Origin of the sequence: Oceanobacillus halophilus (assembly GCF_003628505.1) — a bacterium.
Classification (GTDB): Bacteria; Bacillota; Bacilli; order Bacillales; family Amphibacillaceae; genus Oceanobacillus; species Oceanobacillus halophilus.
Map to the genome: position 1 here is coordinate 1 of NZ_RBZP01000034.1, position 15,836 is coordinate 15,836.

Consider the following 15,836-nt stretch of genomic DNA (forward strand, 5'->3'; position numbering starts at 1 on the left):
GAAAATTATTTAGAAAAACAAAAAAGAGAAAAAGCTAACAAAAATTAATGATTTGTATTCATTATTTTTTGTTAGCTTGATGGCTATGGAACCTGTCCCCATGTCCCGCATTTTTCCTTATGTTTATTCTATTCTATAGTGGGAATAGATAACTAATAATAGATTGTTGATTGTCATCTATTTGGTAAGGCAAGTAGAATAGAATTCCAACCAAAAGAGGAGGATTTACATGAGTAACATACTTTTTACTTCTGTTGCTACAGCAAAAAATGGACGAGATGGTCATGTGAAATCAGAGGATGGGTTAATTGATTTGGATCTAGTTAATCCAATTGGAGATAAATCTGGAAAAGGTTCCAATCCTGAGCAACTGTTTGCTGCAGGATATGCAGCTTGTTATGATGGTGCCTTAAACCACGTGGCTAAGGAGAAGAAGACACCGATTATTTCGGAAACGACGGCTGAAGTAAATTTCCTGAAAGACGAAGAAGATGGTGGTTTTAAAATTGGCGTTACGCTTAACATTAAAATCGAAGGAGTAAGCCCAGAAGAAGCAGAAGAACTAGCAGAAGCAGCTCACCAATTTTGTCCGTATTCCAAAGCGACAAGAGGAAATATAGAAGTAGTTTTAAAACCAAAAGTAGTGAAGAATGAACCATCTTAAAATAATAAAGGTAAGTCTCCAGCTTCAATGAAGTGGGACTTACCTTTTTTGCTTATACTCACTTATGGTATTCTTTCTCCGTGCCACTATTAAATTGTATCTCCAGTTCGATATTTTTGGCATCTTCTGGTATGTTAAATGCCTCTATAACCGTATTTAATACTTCATCGTCTGGTGTATCTTCATCAAAGGTAAAGGAAGAAAATAGTTGGTCTAATTCTTCCATCGCTGCATCACCATGTAAATCAATTTCTTGTGACTGATCGCGATAGGATGCTTCGATTTTCTCATTTTGTTCCTTTTCATACTCAACATCAAGCGCATCATTTGTATCTGTATAATCTGCTTCCAGTTCAAAATTCGTAAAACTATATCCGGTATTTGTGCCATTATCTGTATTTTCGTTCGCGGTGTTTGTATTGGTTTCTTCTGCTTGTTGCTGTTCTTCTTCTGTCGTGTTTTGTGGTGGATTGTCGACATCATCATTGTCACCACAAGCAATTAGTATTAAAGGTAAAATCATGAAAATTCCTATCCAGATTAGGCTTTTTTTCATCCTGCTATATCTCCTTTATGTTTAGTTAGTTTTATTATTTCCGGATGACATGCAGAATAAACAACACGACCGAGTGATGTTTCAGAAAAGACCCTCCATTTTGCATGATGAGGGCTTTCTAACATACAATTAAGCTATGCTAAGTATATTGTAAAAATGGAGGAGAATGCGAATGATGAATATTCTTGTAACACTAAACTCCAATTATATCAATCCTCTCAAAGTAATGTTAAAATCACTGTTTCTGAATAATTCGAAACAAAATTTCTGTATTTATTTAATGCATTCCACTATTAAAGACAATGAACTTGACATGCTGCAGAAATATATTCAAAAAAATGGACATGATTTGCAAGTTATATCGGTAGATAATGATTATTTTTCCGATGCACCAGTCTTGAAACACTATTCCAAAGAAATGTATTATCGGCTTTTGGCATTTCGGTTCTTGCCGGAAGACTTGGATCGAATCTTGTATTTGGATCCAGATATTCTAGTTATTAATAAAAATTCAGACCCTATATGAAATGGAGCTATCTGGGTATCTTTATGCGGCAGCATATCATGACAGGGCATCGGTGAAGGAACTGAATAAGTTGCGGTTGAAGGATTATGAAATACAAGCTTACTATAATTCAGGTGTATTAATGATGAATTTAGAGGAGCAGCGTAAGAAAATAAAAGAGAAGGAAATTTATGCTTTCGTCGAAAAAAATAAGAAACGCCTCATTCTTCCAGATCAGGATGTCATTAATGGGTTGTATTCTAAGGATATTAAAGATATAAATGAGCTCATTTACAATTTCGATGCGAGATTTTATTATTACTATAAGTTAGTCAATAAAAATCGAATCGATATGGATTTTGTTATCAATCAAACTGCTATTATTCATTTTTGCGGAAAGAAGAAACCGTGGTTAAAAAACTATTCTGGCAAGTTTCATTCCTTGTACAAACACTATGAAAGATTGGCTAAAAATTGATAGAGGAAAAGGCAAGAGACGCTGGTTATCTAAAAGGCTCTTTTCGTATCGTTTGTTGCTTTTTGAAGTTTTACAGTTGATAGGAATTGTTGATTTTAAAAAGTTTTTATTAAGAATGGTTCTTTATATCTGCTACGGAAATACACTACGCTTTATGCGGGCGACTGGTGAGCCTTTCTTGACCTGCAGGAAAAGCACGTGTCCGAAGACCCCGCAGGAAGGTTTCTACTTGATTAATCTTCTATGGATTAAAGTAATCTTTTAGAGAAGAGCCTTCTAAAATTAAAAAATAAAAGCTTGCAGATGGGTTTAATCTGCAAGCTTTATTCGTAAAGGAAAACTATCTATATATCAATATCCGTACGTCCAGTCAATCGTATCTTCATACCAAACGACCTTCTCAATGGGATGTAAATGAACTTCTTTGTTATTAATGGTGCACTCAATTTCCTCTGAATCTTCTTGGGCCACTAACTGATTATACACCTCATGCTCCACGTTTTCTAATACGGTAACCGTATGATCTTTATTGATTAATAATGCTGTACCTGTCATTCCTTCGCACCTTCCTTGGAAGAATTATTATTTAATTCAGTTCCAGTATAACGCTAATTCTTATAATGAACAGAGCTATGTGCAAGATTTTACAAATTATTCATATTCTGTTAATAAAATTTGTAACAAATTACCATTGTCTCTTTAAGATTCTTTCTTTGATATAAAATGAAGTACTACTTACAATTAAGTAAGAAACATTGCCTTGGTCATATTTGAGGCACATGATTTCATATATTGGACAATGACTTTATTGATAAGGTAAGGTGAATTACCATAAAAAATATAAAGAAATTTATTTTCGTCGTTTTAGGATTTCTTTCGTTTGGGATTGGTGTAGCTGGTGTCGTACTCCCCGTACTGCCAGGTGGACCGTTTTTCTTGTTTGCTGCCTATTGCTTTGCCAGAAGTTCCGAACGAGTGGACAACTGGTTCAAGCGTACGTCTTTTTATATGATATATGTCGTACGTCTGAAGGAAAACAAGGGCATGACAAGAAAAGAAAAAATTCGGATCAATTTGATTGCGGATGCCTTTATTCTATTTTCGGTCCTATATGTAGATATACTTTTCGTCAGATTGCTGATGATTGCGTTATGTGTTATTAAACACTACTACTTTATCAGGAAAATTCCAACGGTTACTCCCGAACAGTACGAAACTATTAAATCCGAGCTAATTCAACGACAAAAAACAACCCCGACAAGCTCAACTTGAAGATGCTGGTCGGGGTTGTTTAATTTAGTTGGATTAGAATCTTTTCTGGTATACTAAACTAAATCTCCATTCGAACGGAAGTGAAAAAGATGAAATATGGACATATCGTATCTGGCAAACTAAATCGAAAGGTAAATCGTTTTATAGCAGAAGTCTTTATCGAAGGTGTCATGGAGGAAGTGCATATTAAAAACACCGGTCGTTTGATAGAATTACTCGTGCCAGGTGCAGAAGTTCTGCTGGAAGAAAGCAATAATCCAAAACGCAAAACCAAATACTCGCTTATTGCAGTATGGAAAAATGGAAGGCTAGTCAATATCGATTCCCAGGTACCAAATCCCGTTGCATTTGACGCGGTGAAGGATGGAAAGCTGCAGGAGATAGGGCAAGTGGAACGAATTAAGAGAGAAGTAACCTATGGGAATTCTCGAATGGATCTCTATTATGAAAAGAAAGAAGAGAGAGGTTTTATCGAAGTGAAGGGGGTAACATTAGAGAAAGACGGTTTGGCGATGTTCCCAGATGCACCAACCAAAAGAGGCAAGAAGCACGTATTAGAATTGGCTGCCGCGGTAAAAGAGGGGTACAAAGCAATGATTCTGTTTATTATTCAGATGAAGGGTTGTCATAGCTTCACCCCACATGTGGAGATGGATCAGGAGTTTGCACGTGCATTACATCATGCCTATAAGCAAGGTGTACAGATATTAGCTTATGATACGGTTGTAACGGAGGATGAGATTGTATTAGGCGAAGCGATTCCAGTAATCTGGGGAGATGGCTTTAATGGAGAGGGATACATGTGATTAACTATGAAAAACAATTAAAAGAAATGATGAAACATGATACTAATATATTCTCTATTCTTAAAGCGGTCGAGAAATTAAACGTAAACGATGCTTGGGGTTTGTGCGGGACTTATTCGAAATAAAGTCTGGGATTGTTTACATCATACAAAAACACCTATCAATGATATTGATGTTATATACTTTGATACCTCGGACACTTCTTTGGAAACGGAAAAGCAATTAGAAACAGAATTAGCGAGGTTCCTTCCCAATCAGCCTTGGTCAGTGAAAAATCAAGCCCGTATGCATTTGAAAAGTGGGTTTGATCCTTTTACTTCATCCTATGATGGTGTTGCGCATTTTCCAGAAATTCCAACTGCGATAGCTGTAAGATTGTGTAATAATGAGCTTGAAATAATGGCTCCTTATGGACTACAGGATTTGTTTGAGATGAAGGTGAAGCCCACACCATTTTATCAAAAGAATACCCAATTTTATTCCATATATGTTGAACGTATAAAAAAGAAAAAATGGGATGAAATCTGGAGAAATTTATCTATAGAATCTTAGTTGTTGTATTACATAAATGCTCTGTTTTGGAGTTTAAAATATAAAATAACCATTCTTTTAGCAGTCCGATTAACATATAAACGGACTGCTTATTTATCACGGTTTCTAAAACGCCCTGCATTAATTTGCGAAAAAAATACAAGTACAGTGGATGAGTAAGTTTGATTAATAATATAATTGTGCTAACGGGCAGGATAATTGAGATTGAAAAGAAAGGGATTCACAAAAAGAAGGAGGTATTAAAGGTGGACTTATTACTCTGGATAACTATTGGTTTCATAGTAATCGGATTTGTCGTTCTCACTTCTATGAAAAAAGGTATGGAAAGTAAGCTCGCTTTTATAACAGCAAATATGGAAGGCGAGGAAAGTTCAACAAAAGTTAAATCCATAATTTGGTGGATAGTGAGTACCACAGCTTGGGGAATATTGAGTATGATTCTTATTATTTTGTGGTTTCATAATCACTTTGGATAACTGTTTTATATATACTTAAACAAACAGGTGCATTAGTCTAACAATACCATGTTAAATAGAACGCTTGGATAACTTAATATCGAAGCGATTTCTTGAACATAAACAGAATCTATTCGAAAGCGCATTTTATTAGACAATAATCTTCAATACTCCACAGAAGCTCCTGATAAACGTTTTACACCACGAATTTTAGCAATCTCTTCAACTAATTGATGCATTGCTAAATTTTTTTGCTTGGCTTCAATCATCATATCGAAGTCCTGATTTAACTCCTTTGCTATCTTTAAGAAAGGTTGTACAAATACCAAATCAACATAATCTGCATGAGAACGAAAAGCATCTGCCCCCTTAGGGGAGGAAATATGAACTTTGGGAACGAGGTCACGATGTTTCCAAGTGTTAAAGATTCTTTCCAAGTAATCTTCCAGTTCAACCTCACCTTTATTTGCCATGTAATGATGATAATCCAAAATCATCGGAATTTTTTCCTTCTCACAGGCCTTTAACGTTTCCTCTATATTGTAGGTTTTATCATCATTTTCAAGGGTCATATAATACTGCACTTCGTTGGGGAGCTGCTTTAAGTTTTCGTGAAAGCGTTCTAAGGTTTTTTCTTTATTGCCATATGCACCACCGACATGAATATTCATGATGGATGTATCGAGAATTCCCATCGCCTCTAGCATCTGGTAATGATACTGCATATCCTCCACCGCATTCATTGTGACCTCTTCTCTAGGGCTAGTAAAGAGTGTGTATTGCCCTGGATGGAAACTCGTTCGGATGTTATATTTTTTCACCAATCTCCCTAACTCTTTCCACTCCTTCTTAAACGGTGTCACAAAATCCCAACGTGCTTCAGGATGTGTAGCAAGAGGGACAAGCATGCTCGAAAAACGGTAAAGTTCTATCTCATGAGCGATATTATAGCAAAGGATTCGCTTCGTATGATGTAAATTTTTCGCAGTGACAGATTTCAGCGTGTCCAAGCGCTCACTCTTAGGAAGCTTGGAATATCGCGCAAAGGTTAATGTCTTCGAAGGACTCGCATCCCATAAACCAAGCGCATTAGCAACATAACCGAACCGAATCTTCATGTAAGACTCTCCTGACCTTATGTATTACGAAATGAATATGTTTATATTTTGTTAATGAGGGTTTTTTTATGCAGGATGAGGAGATATCTGATGTCTGTTAGAGAAATAGTGAGCGGCTATAAAATAGTTGAACGCTATAAAGCCGGAGGAGCGCCTATAAAAGAGAAGGAGCGCCTATAAAAGAGAAGGAGCGCCTATAAAAGAGAAGGAGCGCCTATAAAAGAGAAGGAGCGCCTATAAAAGAGAAGGAGCGCCTATAAAATCGGAGGAACGCCTATAAAATCGGAGGAACGCCTATAAAATCGGAGGAACGCCTATAAAAGAGAAGGAGCGCCTATAAAATCGGAGGAACGCCTATAAAACGAGAGGAACGCCTATAAAATCGGAGGAACGCCTATAAAACGAGAGGAACGCCTATAAAATGAGAGGAACGCCTATAAAACGAGAGGAGCGCCTATAAAAGAGAAGGAGCGCCTATAAAAGGGGAGGAGCGCCTATAAAAGAGAAGGAGCGCCTATAAAACGAGAGGAACGCCTATAAAACGAGAGGAGCGCCTATAAAAGAGAAGGAGCGCCTATAAAACGAGAGGAGCGCCTATATAAAGAGAGGAACGCCTATAAAACGAGAGGAGCGCCTATAAAACGAGAGGAGCGCCTATAAAAGAGGAGGAGCGCCTATAAAAGAGAAGGAGCGCCTATAAAAGGGGAGGAGCGCCTATAAAACGAGAGGAGCGCCTATAAAATCGGAGGAGCGCCTATAAAACGAGAGGAACGCCTATAAAAGAAAAAGAGCGCCCATAAAACTAGCTGAGCGCTCATAAAATCCTGCCAACCAAACCCAACAAAACAAAAAACAAATCATTTTTCCAATCGGTTTCCCAGTGGTTTTGTGCGTTCCCATGCACTTCCTATTTGTAGCAATTGTTTTTCGGAAAGGTGATTTCCGATGAATTGCATGCCAACTGGAAGTCCTGAACGATCGATTCCCATTGGGACGGATATAGCTGGTGTTCCGGTTAGGTTTACGGGGGAGGTAAATGGTAATGTTCTTTTCACAACCCCTAAATTTTGTTCGAGCCAATTCTTGCTGTATGCAGGGGTAGTGATGGGGATGGTTGGACCGAGTAAGACATCGACCTCAAGGAATGCTTGTTGAAATGCTTTGACTATTTTTCTTCTTGCTTGTTGAGCTTGAATATATTGTGGTGTGTTGGTTAACGTTCCAGTCAGGAAGAAAGTACGGATATCTGCAGAGTAATACTCTGGATAGGTTTGTAACCATTTATGATGGTACGCAGATGCTTCTCCAGTAACCGTTGCATAGCTAGAAAATGTGGCCATAGATAGTTCTGGTATATCTATTACTCTAACTTGTGCTCCTAGATATTTTAAGTTTTCTATAGCTTTTGTAAATAGTCTTTCCACGTCTGGGTCGAGGTCCTGTAAATAGTAGGTTGGAATTCCGATTTTAATTCCTTTTATTCCGGTATATAAACTTTCCCCATAATCAAGAATGGATGTTTCAAGGCTTGCAGGGTCACTCGGGTCATAGCCCGCCATGTATGTTAACATCAATGCTAAATCGGAGACGGATCGTGCCATTGGTCCTGCTGTATCTAATGACATTGCTGTTGGAAAAACACCATGTGTGCTAACGAGTCCATATGTTGGCTTTAGTCCGTAGATGCCACACATGCTAGCTGGTAAGCGTATAGAACCAAATGTATCTGTCCCTGTCGCTAGCGTTGTGAGTCCAGAAGCGAGAGAGGAAGCTGCACCACTGCTAGAACCTCCTGGCATATATTGGATATTCCAAGGGTTCAACGTGTTCCCAAAATAAGGATTGGTACCAGTTGATCCTGCCGCGAGTTCATGCATATTCTGTTTTCCTAACATGATCCCCCCTGCGTTCAAAAGTTTATCAACAGTTGTCGCATTCTTATCCGGAATAAAATTTGCAAGCAGTTTGGAACCAACGGTAGTTCGGATTCCTTTTGTGTAAAAATTGTCTTTTACACCAATTGGAATCCCGTGGAGCGGTCCTTTGTAGCCACCGTTCATAATGATTGTTTCTGCTTCTTTCGCTTGCCTCATCGCTAAATCTGGAAGCGGTGTAATATACGTACGCAGAGTAGGGTCGAATTGAGTTATTCGATTTAATAGATGTTCTGTCAATTCTACTGGTGATAGTTGTCTTGACTGTATAAATGGGGCGAGCTCTGAAGCTGTTAAGAATGATAAATCTGTCATCGTATTAAACCCTTATCAACAATCGTAATCGGTACTTCGTCATGTAAGTGTGGAAATGCTTCGAGTGCAAGTTGGGCTTGTTGTATCGTGTGTAACATATCTTGTATATATGGAATGTCAGCCTCATAAATTGGTAAATTTTGGACATATAATCCTTGTTTTATAAAATTTATATTACACATCTAAATGCCTCCTTGTATGGGTGATAGTACTATATATGTAGGCAAAAACAGAATGTGCATCATACGACCTTTACAAATTCCCGTAATTTTTTACATAAACAAAAAAAGGAAGCATAAAATATAAGTGGTAATTTTTATAAAAATAAGGATGGGTGATCATATGGACGATAAGTCATCAGGAAACCAAAGGCCTATTAACAAAGATCGGAAACAACAGCAATTAGATCAATATCGAATACAAAATACAGGCAAGCCAATGACGACAAATGAGGGGAAAAAGAAATCCCAAGATATCGATCAATTAAAAGCGGGTATTCGCGGACCTTCATTACGACAAGATTACGAGTTCTTTCAAAAAATGTCTCACTTTAACCATGAAGAAATACCGGAGAGAGTGGTTCACGCACGGGGCTACAGTGCACATGGGGAGTTTGAATGTTATCAATCCATGAAACATGTGACAAAAGCAAACTTTTTAGGAGAAGCAGGTAAAAAGACGCCGTTAACCATTCGCTTTTCTACGGTACAGGGGCCAAAAGGTTCTTATGATACGGCTAGGGATTTGCGTTGTCAGGGTGTGAAGTTGTATACAGAAGAGGGAAATCTGGATTTGACAACGATAGCTATGCCTGTGTTAATCAACCAGGATGCGATGAAGTTCCCAGATGCGATGCATGCGTATCAATCGAAGCAGGATGACGATATTCCAACAGCTACCGGTGCACACGACCATTTTTGGGATTATGTAGCAAGTAATCCGGAGTCTCTTCATATGGTGACATGGATTATGTCAGATCGTGGTATTTTAAGAAGTTATCGAATGATGGAATCATGGTCCATTAATACGTACTTATTTGTGAATGATCAAGGCAAAGCAACATTTATGCGCTACGTTTGGAAGCCCGTTCTAGGTGTGCATTCCCTTCTTCAGGATGAGGCAATTAAGCTAGGAGGAATTGACCCTGACTTTCATCGGAAAGATTTGCGAGAGGCAATAGACAATGGATTTTATCCTGAATACGAATTAGGAGTCCAGCTCATTCCATTAGAAGACGAATTTAAATATGACTTTGATGTGTTGGATCCATCTAAGTTTTGGCCAGAAGAGCTTATCCCAGTACAAATCATTGGAAAGATGACATTAAATAGGAATATTCAAAATTACTTTACGGAATCGGAACAAGTTGCATTCAACCCTGCAAACGTGGTTCCTGGAATTGATTTTTCGAATGATCCTGTCTTGCAGGGAAGATTAATGGCTTACCGAGATACACAACAACATCGACTAGGCAGTGCTAACTATGATCAGTTGCCAATTAACCGACCGCTCTGTCCATTCCATAATAATACCCGGCGTGGGTATATGCGTCATCGAATTGATGTGGATGAAGTAGACTATCATCAAAATTCATTAGCAAATAACACGCCATATACAACACCGCCAGAACAAGGTGGTTATGAATACTATCCGAAAAAAGTGGAAGGGCATGTGATACGGGCGAGAAGTGATTCGTTCAAGGATTACTTTTCACAAGTGAGAATCTTTTGGAATAGTTTAACACCTGTAGAGAAACAGCATACGATTGAAGCATTTAGTTATCAGCTTGGAAAAGTACTAAGTGAATCCGTCCGTCAGCAAAATGTCAATTTATTGGTTAAGGTAGACAAGGAATTAGCTACAGTGGTTGCGGATAACATTGGTGTCGCGCGTCCTAGCGGAACTCATGTGCCAGTATCAACAAGTTATTCTTCTTTAAGCCAGTACACGACTCCGAAATATGCAGCCACACAAAAAGTAGGAGTGCTCATTGGAGATGGCTTTAATACCAGTGAGGTGAACCAAGTCCTACAAATGTTGAGGCAGTCAGGTGTTTTCTTTACCATTGTAAGTGGACGTCTTGGTACGGTGACAGGAAATGATGGAACAAAACTGAAAGTAAATCAAACATTCCTTACATCTAGTCCCTATTTATTTGATTCACTATATATCGTTGGGGGAAGTACGGATAATCATGCAGCAAATACAATGAATATATTAGATTTCTTCCAAGTTGCGTATAGGCACTATAAACCTATCGGGGTTGCTTCCACTGGTCAGTCATTTGTTCAGACGGCTCAGAGTAATAATTTAGCTGGCGTTGTATTTGCCGCTAATAATCCTAAATTTGGAGAAGATTTTCTACATGCTATTGCCCAACAACGCTTTTGGGATCGGACATAATATAAGAATCTCTATACAAAGTAAAGCGGACAGGAATAAAACTGTTCGCTTTATTTTTTCGTTCTTATTCCAAGGTTTACATTTTCATAAGCTAGCTATAATGGTAAAGAAAATGTAAAAGGATGGGAAGCCAATGGATTTATCAGAATTAATATCTCGAATAGTTTTAGGTTTCTTGGTACTCTTTGCTGTAGCAAGAATATTAGGAAGAAAAGAAATAAGTCAGATGACGTTTTTTAATTTTGTGTCGGCCATTGCCATTGGTTCTATTAGTGCTAACCTGGTGGTGAACCAAAATCTAAGTATTCGTAATGGCATTATTGCAATTATTGGTTGGGGAGTATTTTCTATCGCCATGGACTTCTTAGACATAAAGTCAAAGCCATTAAGAAAAGTACTTACAGGTGATCCGACAATCGTCATAAAGGATGGAAGGATTGTCGAAAAAGCGCTTCGTTCAGAGAGATTGGATTTGGATTCCTTAAATGCGATGTTAAGGAAGGAAAATATTTTCTCTATTAATGATGTAGACTACGCTATTTTTGAAACAGATGGGCAATTGTCTGTATTGCTAAAAGAAGACAAAAAGCTGGTTACCAAGACCGATATGAATGTAGCAAAGGAAACAAAGATACATTCTCTTCCAACAGAAGTTATCTCGGATGGCAATGTCCTTACTCGAAACTTGGAAACGTTGAAACTAGATCAGAACTGGTTAACAGAACAATTAAAAAAACAACAGATTCACAGTCCTTCAGAAGTTCTGTTTGCCCAAGTTCAGACAGATGGAACCTTGTTTGTTAATCGGAAAGGAGAAGGGATGTCTAAATCTTTTAGAAAAGAGCCAAATAAATAGAAATATTAAACCAGGTGATTGAATCAAGAGGTGGGGAGGAAGTTTAATGGTCTATAAATTTAGTATTTTAACACAAGAACAAGCAGAACATATTGCATTCAACTGGCATTATGATGGTAAATATTCTTTTTATGATATGGAAGCTGATAAAGAGGATTTACAGGAATTTTTAAAACCAGAAGAACGAGGGGACTCAACGTTTGCTGTTACAATAGAAAATGAATTAGTTGGTTTCCTTCGTACTAGTGAAGTAACGGAAGGAATTCTTGATATTGGTTTAGGAATGAGACCAGATTTAACTGGAAAAGGCTATGGGAGAGAATTTTTACAGGCAAGTATAAACTTTATTCAATCGGAATTTAAACCTAAAAAAATTACATTATCGGTGGCAACTTTTAATCAAAGGGCGATAAAACTATATAGAAGAATTGGATTTAAAGATGTAGAGACTTTTATGCAACATACAAATAGTAGTACATTTGAGTTTTTAAAAATGGTATACGAGTGTTAATTACTATTTTTCAAGGGCAGTTAATCAAAGATACAATAAAAAAAGAAGCTTAGAAAACTCCTACTTGTTAATGTACACTACATAGCCATACGCACACATATATTTGCAGTCACACACCATCAAAAGGGCTAAAAGAGAAACAATCTCTATTAGCTCTTCTCTCAATTAATGTTAGTTTCTCAAAATCTTGTCCATCGCTTTTCCCTTTGCTAACTCATCGATTAGCTTGTCCAAATAACGAATCTCCTGCATGGTTGGCTCTTCTATATTTTCCACTCGGACCCCGCAAATGACACCTTTGATCAAAGCACGTGAAGGATTTAAATGGGGTGCTTTCGCAAAGAATGTTTCAAAGTCTGTCTGTTTTTCCAAATGAGCTTCTAACTCTTCCTGGTTATACCCTGTCAGCCAGCGGATGATTTCATCTACTTCTGTTTTCGTGCGCCCTTTTTTCTCCGCCTTTGTAACATAATGGGGATAGACCTTAACGAAGCTCATGGAATAAATTTTATGTTTACTCATCATACCGTTCTCCCATCTATATTTTCTTACTAAAATTTTGACCTTAACATTTTCCCTAGTTTATCAATTAATGTACATCAAATCCAATATTACTAAATTACGAGGACTCTACAAAAAAATCATATTAAACGAAATTTATCTAAAAAAACATTGACTTTGAAATTTTAGAGTACTAAAATAAGTTTAACAATCTTAAAATTCGTGATTATGGAAATAGGAGAATTCACCATGACTGTATACGCAGAACAACCAGTAAGAAACAATAACATTATTATTATTATTATCTAGAGGATTTGGACCTTTTTTATGATTGGATAAAAAAGTGTTTAAGTCCTCTTCTGCGTGCAGGAATGGGATTTAGACAACAAACCTCCCATTCTTTTTGTTTTATAAAAAGATGGGAGGTTTTTTCGTTTCCATCATTCATGAAAGGACGTGGTTTAAATGGAAGTTGAAATTGAAATCGAAATTAGAATATCCGGAAAAGACATAATCTTACAACATAAGGAGAGACAAGAATGAATTTTTTTAATAAATTAAATGGCCTATTTACCAATTATTTAGCATGGATTGTATTAGCAGTTGCAGCGTTAGCACTAACGATGCCTAGTTCCTTATTCTGGGCATCGTCCTATATCACCTTATTTTTACAAATCGTTATGTTTACGATGGGATTAACCATGAAGGCATCTGACTTTGCGGCTGTATTTAAAAAGCCTTGGCAAGTATTGTTGGTTTTTGTGATGCAGTTTGGTTTTATGCCTTTCTCAGCATTCTTATTGGCAAAAGCTTTTAACCTACCTCCAGAGATTGCACTAGGTCTTATTTTAGTAGGGACGGTTCCTGGTGGGACTTCTTCCAACGTGATCACCTATCTAGCAAATGGAGATGTTCCGTTGTCGATCACTGCAACGTCCATTTCCACCCTATTAGCACCAATCTTCACTCCGCTAGTGTTCATGTTTTATGGTGGAGAGTACCTAAATATCAGTTTTTGGAGCATGTTTATGTCGATTGTTCAGGTGATCTTAATACCTATTGTGCTTGGACTGGTCATTAACACGTTGCTTCACAAACAAGTGCAAAAAGTGGAGGGAACCCTTCCAACGCTATCATCTGTAGCAGTTCTACTCGTCCTTGGCGGAACGGTGGCAATTAATCAGGAAACTTTAATTCAAACCGGAGCACTTGTATTCTTGGTCGTCTTTTTACATAACTTGAGTGGCTATGCTATTGGCTATATCGTAGGGAAATCGACCAAAGCAACAAGGGAATCCACTCGTGCGATGGCAATGGAAACGGGTATTCAAAACACAGGATTAGCTGCAAGCTTGGCTTTACAGTACTTTACACCAATTACCGCTCTAGCTAGTGCAGCGGGAACGATTGTTCATACATTATTCGGTACGATTTACGCGAACCTATGTCGTAAGAAAGATTTGCGGAAAGTTAAGGAAGAGACATTCTCTGTAGAAGTGAAATCAGCATAATAGACAAAACAACCATATATAGAGGAAAGAAGGAATCAATTATGAGATTAAGTCAAGTTGTACGAAGTGGTCCAAGTCAATTTATTAGTGAAGCGGGGGCTATAAAATACTTTGATGAGAAATTAAAGGTATTTGACAATCCAGTTGTGATTACAGGAAATCAATCATTCGATGCGTTTTTAAAGCATTATCAAGGAGACTTCCGTCTGCCAGTTTATCGCTATGATGGAACAGCTTCTCATGAAAACATGGAGCGTCTTGCTAAAGAGGTGCAAGGTTCTGACTGTGTCGTTGGCATTGGTGGTGGTCGAGTCCTTGATACAGCAAAAGGAACGGCAGATGTATTAAATGTGGATTATGTTATGGTACCGACTGTATTAGGAACTTGTGCAGCTTATACGCCATTATCTGCTGTTTATCATCCCGACCATACGTTTAAGGTTGTGGATTATTATGAAAAAGCTGCATTTTTATGTTTAGTAGACTTGGATTTACTTGTGGAATCTCCAAAAGAGTATTTCATGGGTGGAATTGGTGATACATTAGCAAAATGGTATGAAGCGGAGGCCATCACACGCCATGTCGGGGGAGATTTACCCGCTATGGTGCATGTCGGGTTGAAAACAGCGAAATTGACCCAGGAAATTTTGCTGGAAGATACGAAAGAGGCACTGGCAAGTATGGAGCAGCAGAAGGTCAGTCCGGCGTTTGGCCGTGTGACGGAAGCAGTTGTAGCGATAGCCGGCACAGTGGGTGGCTTTGCAGGGGAATACGGAAGAATGGCAGGCGCGCACGCTGTGCATAATGGGATGTCCCTTGTTCAAGAAACCCATTCCTATGCTCATGGCGTAAAAGTAGCTTACGGGGTGCTGGTTCAGTTAATGGCAACAGGAGATAGGGAAGAGGTAGAAAAACTAGTACCTTTCTTCCAGGAAAACCAGTTCCCTCATCAACTGGAGGAATTCGGAGTTACGATGGACTTTGAAGAAAAGGCCAAGAAAATTGCCGCATTTGCAGCAAGTGATGATGAAACATTTAATTTAGCAGTACCAGGAATTACCGCAGCAGAAGTCTTAGAAGCAATGAAAAAAGTAGAAACATTAGGAATGGTCGGCGTTTGATCGGGACAGGGGGACAGGTTCCTCGTCCCCCTGGGGACAAGGAACCTGTCCCCATAGCCATCAAGTTAAGCATTTTCGCTGACATCATTACCAAATTATGGATATACTTCTTTCGGTATAAAACTACGGAGAGGAGTATTTTTTTACAACCATGCAACTAGATAAAGAATTTCAAATACTATTCAAGGAATTACAATCTAATTTTACGAGAAAACAAATAGAGGAGTGGGCCCAAGAAACAGGCTTTATGAAAAGGAAAACAAAACTCAAGCCGGAAT

Annotated in this window: 16 protein-coding genes and 1 pseudogene; 11 read left to right on the plus strand and 6 right to left on the minus strand. The window is 38.1% G+C overall.

Features of this window, described 5'->3' with window-relative positions:
* The first annotated feature begins 229 nt into the window (after positions 1-229).
* The gene (locus tag D8M06_RS19120; RefSeq protein ID WP_121206182.1) at positions 230-664 is read left to right on the plus strand and encodes an organic hydroperoxide resistance protein; all 435 of its coding nucleotides are present in this window, start codon (positions 230-232) and stop codon (positions 662-664) included.
* Between the two features lie 58 nt (positions 665-722).
* Here the strand turns inward: D8M06_RS19120 and D8M06_RS19125 are convergent, their stop codons facing one another.
* Positions 723-1,220 (minus strand): YusW family protein, encoded by a 498-nt coding sequence (locus tag D8M06_RS19125; protein ID WP_121206183.1) that lies wholly within the window; start codon positions 1,218-1,220, stop codon positions 723-725.
* A gap of 226 nt (positions 1,221-1,446) precedes the next feature.
* Here D8M06_RS19125 and D8M06_RS19130 point away from each other — a divergent pair.
* Positions 1,447-2,203, plus strand: a pseudogene (locus D8M06_RS19130) (glycosyltransferase family 8 protein).
* Positions 2,204-2,554: 351 nt separating this feature from the next.
* Here the strand turns inward: D8M06_RS19130 and D8M06_RS19135 are convergent.
* Positions 2,555-2,758, minus strand: coding sequence for a hypothetical protein (locus D8M06_RS19135; protein WP_121206184.1), 204 nt, complete (start codon positions 2,756-2,758; stop codon positions 2,555-2,557).
* A 297-nt stretch (positions 2,759-3,055) separates the two neighbouring features.
* Here D8M06_RS19135 and D8M06_RS19140 point away from each other — a divergent pair, with 297 nt between their 5' ends.
* The 4 genes from D8M06_RS19140 (at position 3,056) to D8M06_RS19155 (ending at position 5,309) form a co-directional block, all read left to right on the plus strand.
* A complete protein-coding gene (locus D8M06_RS19140) occupies positions 3,056-3,475 on the plus strand; it encodes a YbaN family protein (protein WP_277749496.1) in 420 nt (139 codons plus the stop codon).
* An 89-nt stretch (positions 3,476-3,564) separates the two neighbouring features.
* Positions 3,565-4,281, plus strand: a complete 717-nt coding sequence (gene sfsA / locus D8M06_RS19145; RefSeq protein WP_121206186.1) for a DNA/RNA nuclease SfsA — start codon at positions 3,565-3,567, stop codon at positions 4,279-4,281.
* 90 nt (positions 4,282-4,371) lie between these two features.
* Positions 4,372-4,833, plus strand: coding sequence for a nucleotidyltransferase family protein (locus D8M06_RS19150; protein ID WP_241559003.1), 462 nt, complete (start codon positions 4,372-4,374; stop codon positions 4,831-4,833).
* Positions 4,834-5,078: 245 nt separating this feature from the next.
* Positions 5,079-5,309: a hypothetical protein gene (locus D8M06_RS19155; protein ID WP_121206196.1), complete on the plus strand. Its 231-nt coding sequence runs from the start codon at positions 5,079-5,081 to the stop codon at positions 5,307-5,309.
* A gap of 143 nt (positions 5,310-5,452) precedes the next feature.
* Here the strand turns inward: D8M06_RS19155 and uvsE are convergent, their stop codons facing one another.
* The 3 genes from uvsE to D8M06_RS19170 form a co-directional block, all read right to left on the minus strand.
* Positions 5,453-6,406, minus strand: a complete 954-nt coding sequence (gene uvsE / locus D8M06_RS19160; RefSeq protein ID WP_121206187.1) for a UV DNA damage repair endonuclease UvsE — start codon at positions 6,404-6,406, stop codon at positions 5,453-5,455.
* A gap of 857 nt (positions 6,407-7,263) precedes the next feature.
* Positions 7,264-8,655 carry an amidase gene (locus D8M06_RS19165; RefSeq protein WP_121206188.1) on the minus strand — a complete coding sequence of 464 codons (1,392 nt, stop codon included), beginning with the start codon at positions 8,653-8,655 and terminating at the stop codon, positions 7,264-7,266.
* Positions 8,652-8,837: a hypothetical protein gene (locus D8M06_RS19170; RefSeq protein ID WP_121206189.1), complete on the minus strand. Its 186-nt coding sequence runs from the start codon at positions 8,835-8,837 to the stop codon at positions 8,652-8,654. Before D8M06_RS19170 ends, D8M06_RS19165 begins: the two co-directional genes overlap by 4 nt.
* 160 nt (positions 8,838-8,997) lie before the next feature.
* On the opposite strand from D8M06_RS19170, the gene D8M06_RS19175 reads away from it, so the two are divergent.
* The 3 genes from D8M06_RS19175 to D8M06_RS19185 all read left to right on the plus strand — a co-directional run bounded on the left by D8M06_RS19175 (position 8,998) and on the right by D8M06_RS19185 (position 12,425).
* Complete coding sequence (locus D8M06_RS19175; protein ID WP_121206190.1) at positions 8,998-11,058, plus strand: catalase; 2,061 nt, start codon at positions 8,998-9,000, stop codon at positions 11,056-11,058.
* 133 nt (positions 11,059-11,191) lie between these two features.
* On the plus strand, positions 11,192-11,914 hold the full coding sequence (locus D8M06_RS19180; RefSeq protein WP_121206191.1) for a YetF domain-containing protein: 723 nt from the start codon (positions 11,192-11,194) through the stop codon (positions 11,912-11,914).
* A gap of 46 nt (positions 11,915-11,960) precedes the next feature.
* The gene (locus D8M06_RS19185; protein WP_121206192.1) at positions 11,961-12,425 is read left to right on the plus strand and encodes a GNAT family N-acetyltransferase; all 465 of its coding nucleotides are present in this window, start codon (positions 11,961-11,963) and stop codon (positions 12,423-12,425) included.
* A 171-nt stretch (positions 12,426-12,596) separates the two neighbouring features.
* Here D8M06_RS19185 and D8M06_RS19190 read toward each other — a convergent pair whose 3' ends face one another.
* The gene (locus D8M06_RS19190) at positions 12,597-12,947 is read right to left on the minus strand and encodes a DUF2200 domain-containing protein (RefSeq protein WP_121206193.1); all 351 of its coding nucleotides are present in this window, start codon (positions 12,945-12,947) and stop codon (positions 12,597-12,599) included.
* Between the two features lie 518 nt (positions 12,948-13,465).
* On the opposite strand from D8M06_RS19190, the gene D8M06_RS19195 reads away from it, so the two are divergent.
* Both D8M06_RS19195 and D8M06_RS19200 read left to right on the plus strand, forming a co-directional pair.
* Positions 13,466-14,437: a bile acid:sodium symporter family protein gene (locus D8M06_RS19195; RefSeq protein WP_121206194.1), complete on the plus strand. Its 972-nt coding sequence runs from the start codon at positions 13,466-13,468 to the stop codon at positions 14,435-14,437.
* Positions 14,438-14,478: 41 nt separating this feature from the next.
* A complete protein-coding gene (locus tag D8M06_RS19200; protein WP_121206195.1) occupies positions 14,479-15,558 on the plus strand; it encodes an iron-containing alcohol dehydrogenase family protein in 1,080 nt (359 codons plus the stop codon).
* Positions 15,559-15,836 lie beyond the last annotated feature (278 nt).

What these genes read in the sequence shown, in the direction of transcription:
- D8M06_RS19135 (WP_121206184.1), bottom strand. Translation starts at nt 2,758, where the DNA reads ATGACAGGTACAGCATTATTAATCAATAAAGATCATACGGTTACCGTA.
- D8M06_RS19170 (WP_121206189.1), bottom strand. Translation starts at nt 8,837, where the DNA reads ATGTGTAATATAAATTTTATAAAACAAGGATTATATGTCCAAAATTTA.
- D8M06_RS19190 (WP_121206193.1), bottom strand. Translation starts at nt 12,947, where the DNA reads ATGAGTAAACATAAAATTTATTCCATGAGCTTCGTTAAGGTCTATCCC.
- D8M06_RS19150 (WP_241559003.1), top strand. Translation starts at nt 4,372, where the DNA reads ATGCTTGGGGTTTGTGCGGGACTTATTCGAAATAAAGTCTGGGATTGT.
- D8M06_RS19200 (WP_121206195.1), top strand. Translation starts at nt 14,479, where the DNA reads ATGAGATTAAGTCAAGTTGTACGAAGTGGTCCAAGTCAATTTATTAGT.
- sfsA (WP_121206186.1), top strand. Translation starts at nt 3,565, where the DNA reads ATGAAATATGGACATATCGTATCTGGCAAACTAAATCGAAAGGTAAAT.
- D8M06_RS19195 (WP_121206194.1), top strand. Translation starts at nt 13,466, where the DNA reads ATGAATTTTTTTAATAAATTAAATGGCCTATTTACCAATTATTTAGCA.
- D8M06_RS19125 (WP_121206183.1), bottom strand. Translation starts at nt 1,220, where the DNA reads ATGAAAAAAAGCCTAATCTGGATAGGAATTTTCATGATTTTACCTTTA.
- D8M06_RS19165 (WP_121206188.1), bottom strand. Translation starts at nt 8,655, where the DNA reads ATGACAGATTTATCATTCTTAACAGCTTCAGAGCTCGCCCCATTTATA.
- D8M06_RS19180 (WP_121206191.1), top strand. Translation starts at nt 11,192, where the DNA reads ATGGATTTATCAGAATTAATATCTCGAATAGTTTTAGGTTTCTTGGTA.
- D8M06_RS19175 (WP_121206190.1), top strand. Translation starts at nt 8,998, where the DNA reads ATGGACGATAAGTCATCAGGAAACCAAAGGCCTATTAACAAAGATCGG.
- uvsE (WP_121206187.1), bottom strand. Translation starts at nt 6,406, where the DNA reads ATGAAGATTCGGTTCGGTTATGTTGCTAATGCGCTTGGTTTATGGGAT.
- D8M06_RS19120 (WP_121206182.1), top strand. Translation starts at nt 230, where the DNA reads ATGAGTAACATACTTTTTACTTCTGTTGCTACAGCAAAAAATGGACGA.
- D8M06_RS19185 (WP_121206192.1), top strand. Translation starts at nt 11,961, where the DNA reads ATGGTCTATAAATTTAGTATTTTAACACAAGAACAAGCAGAACATATT.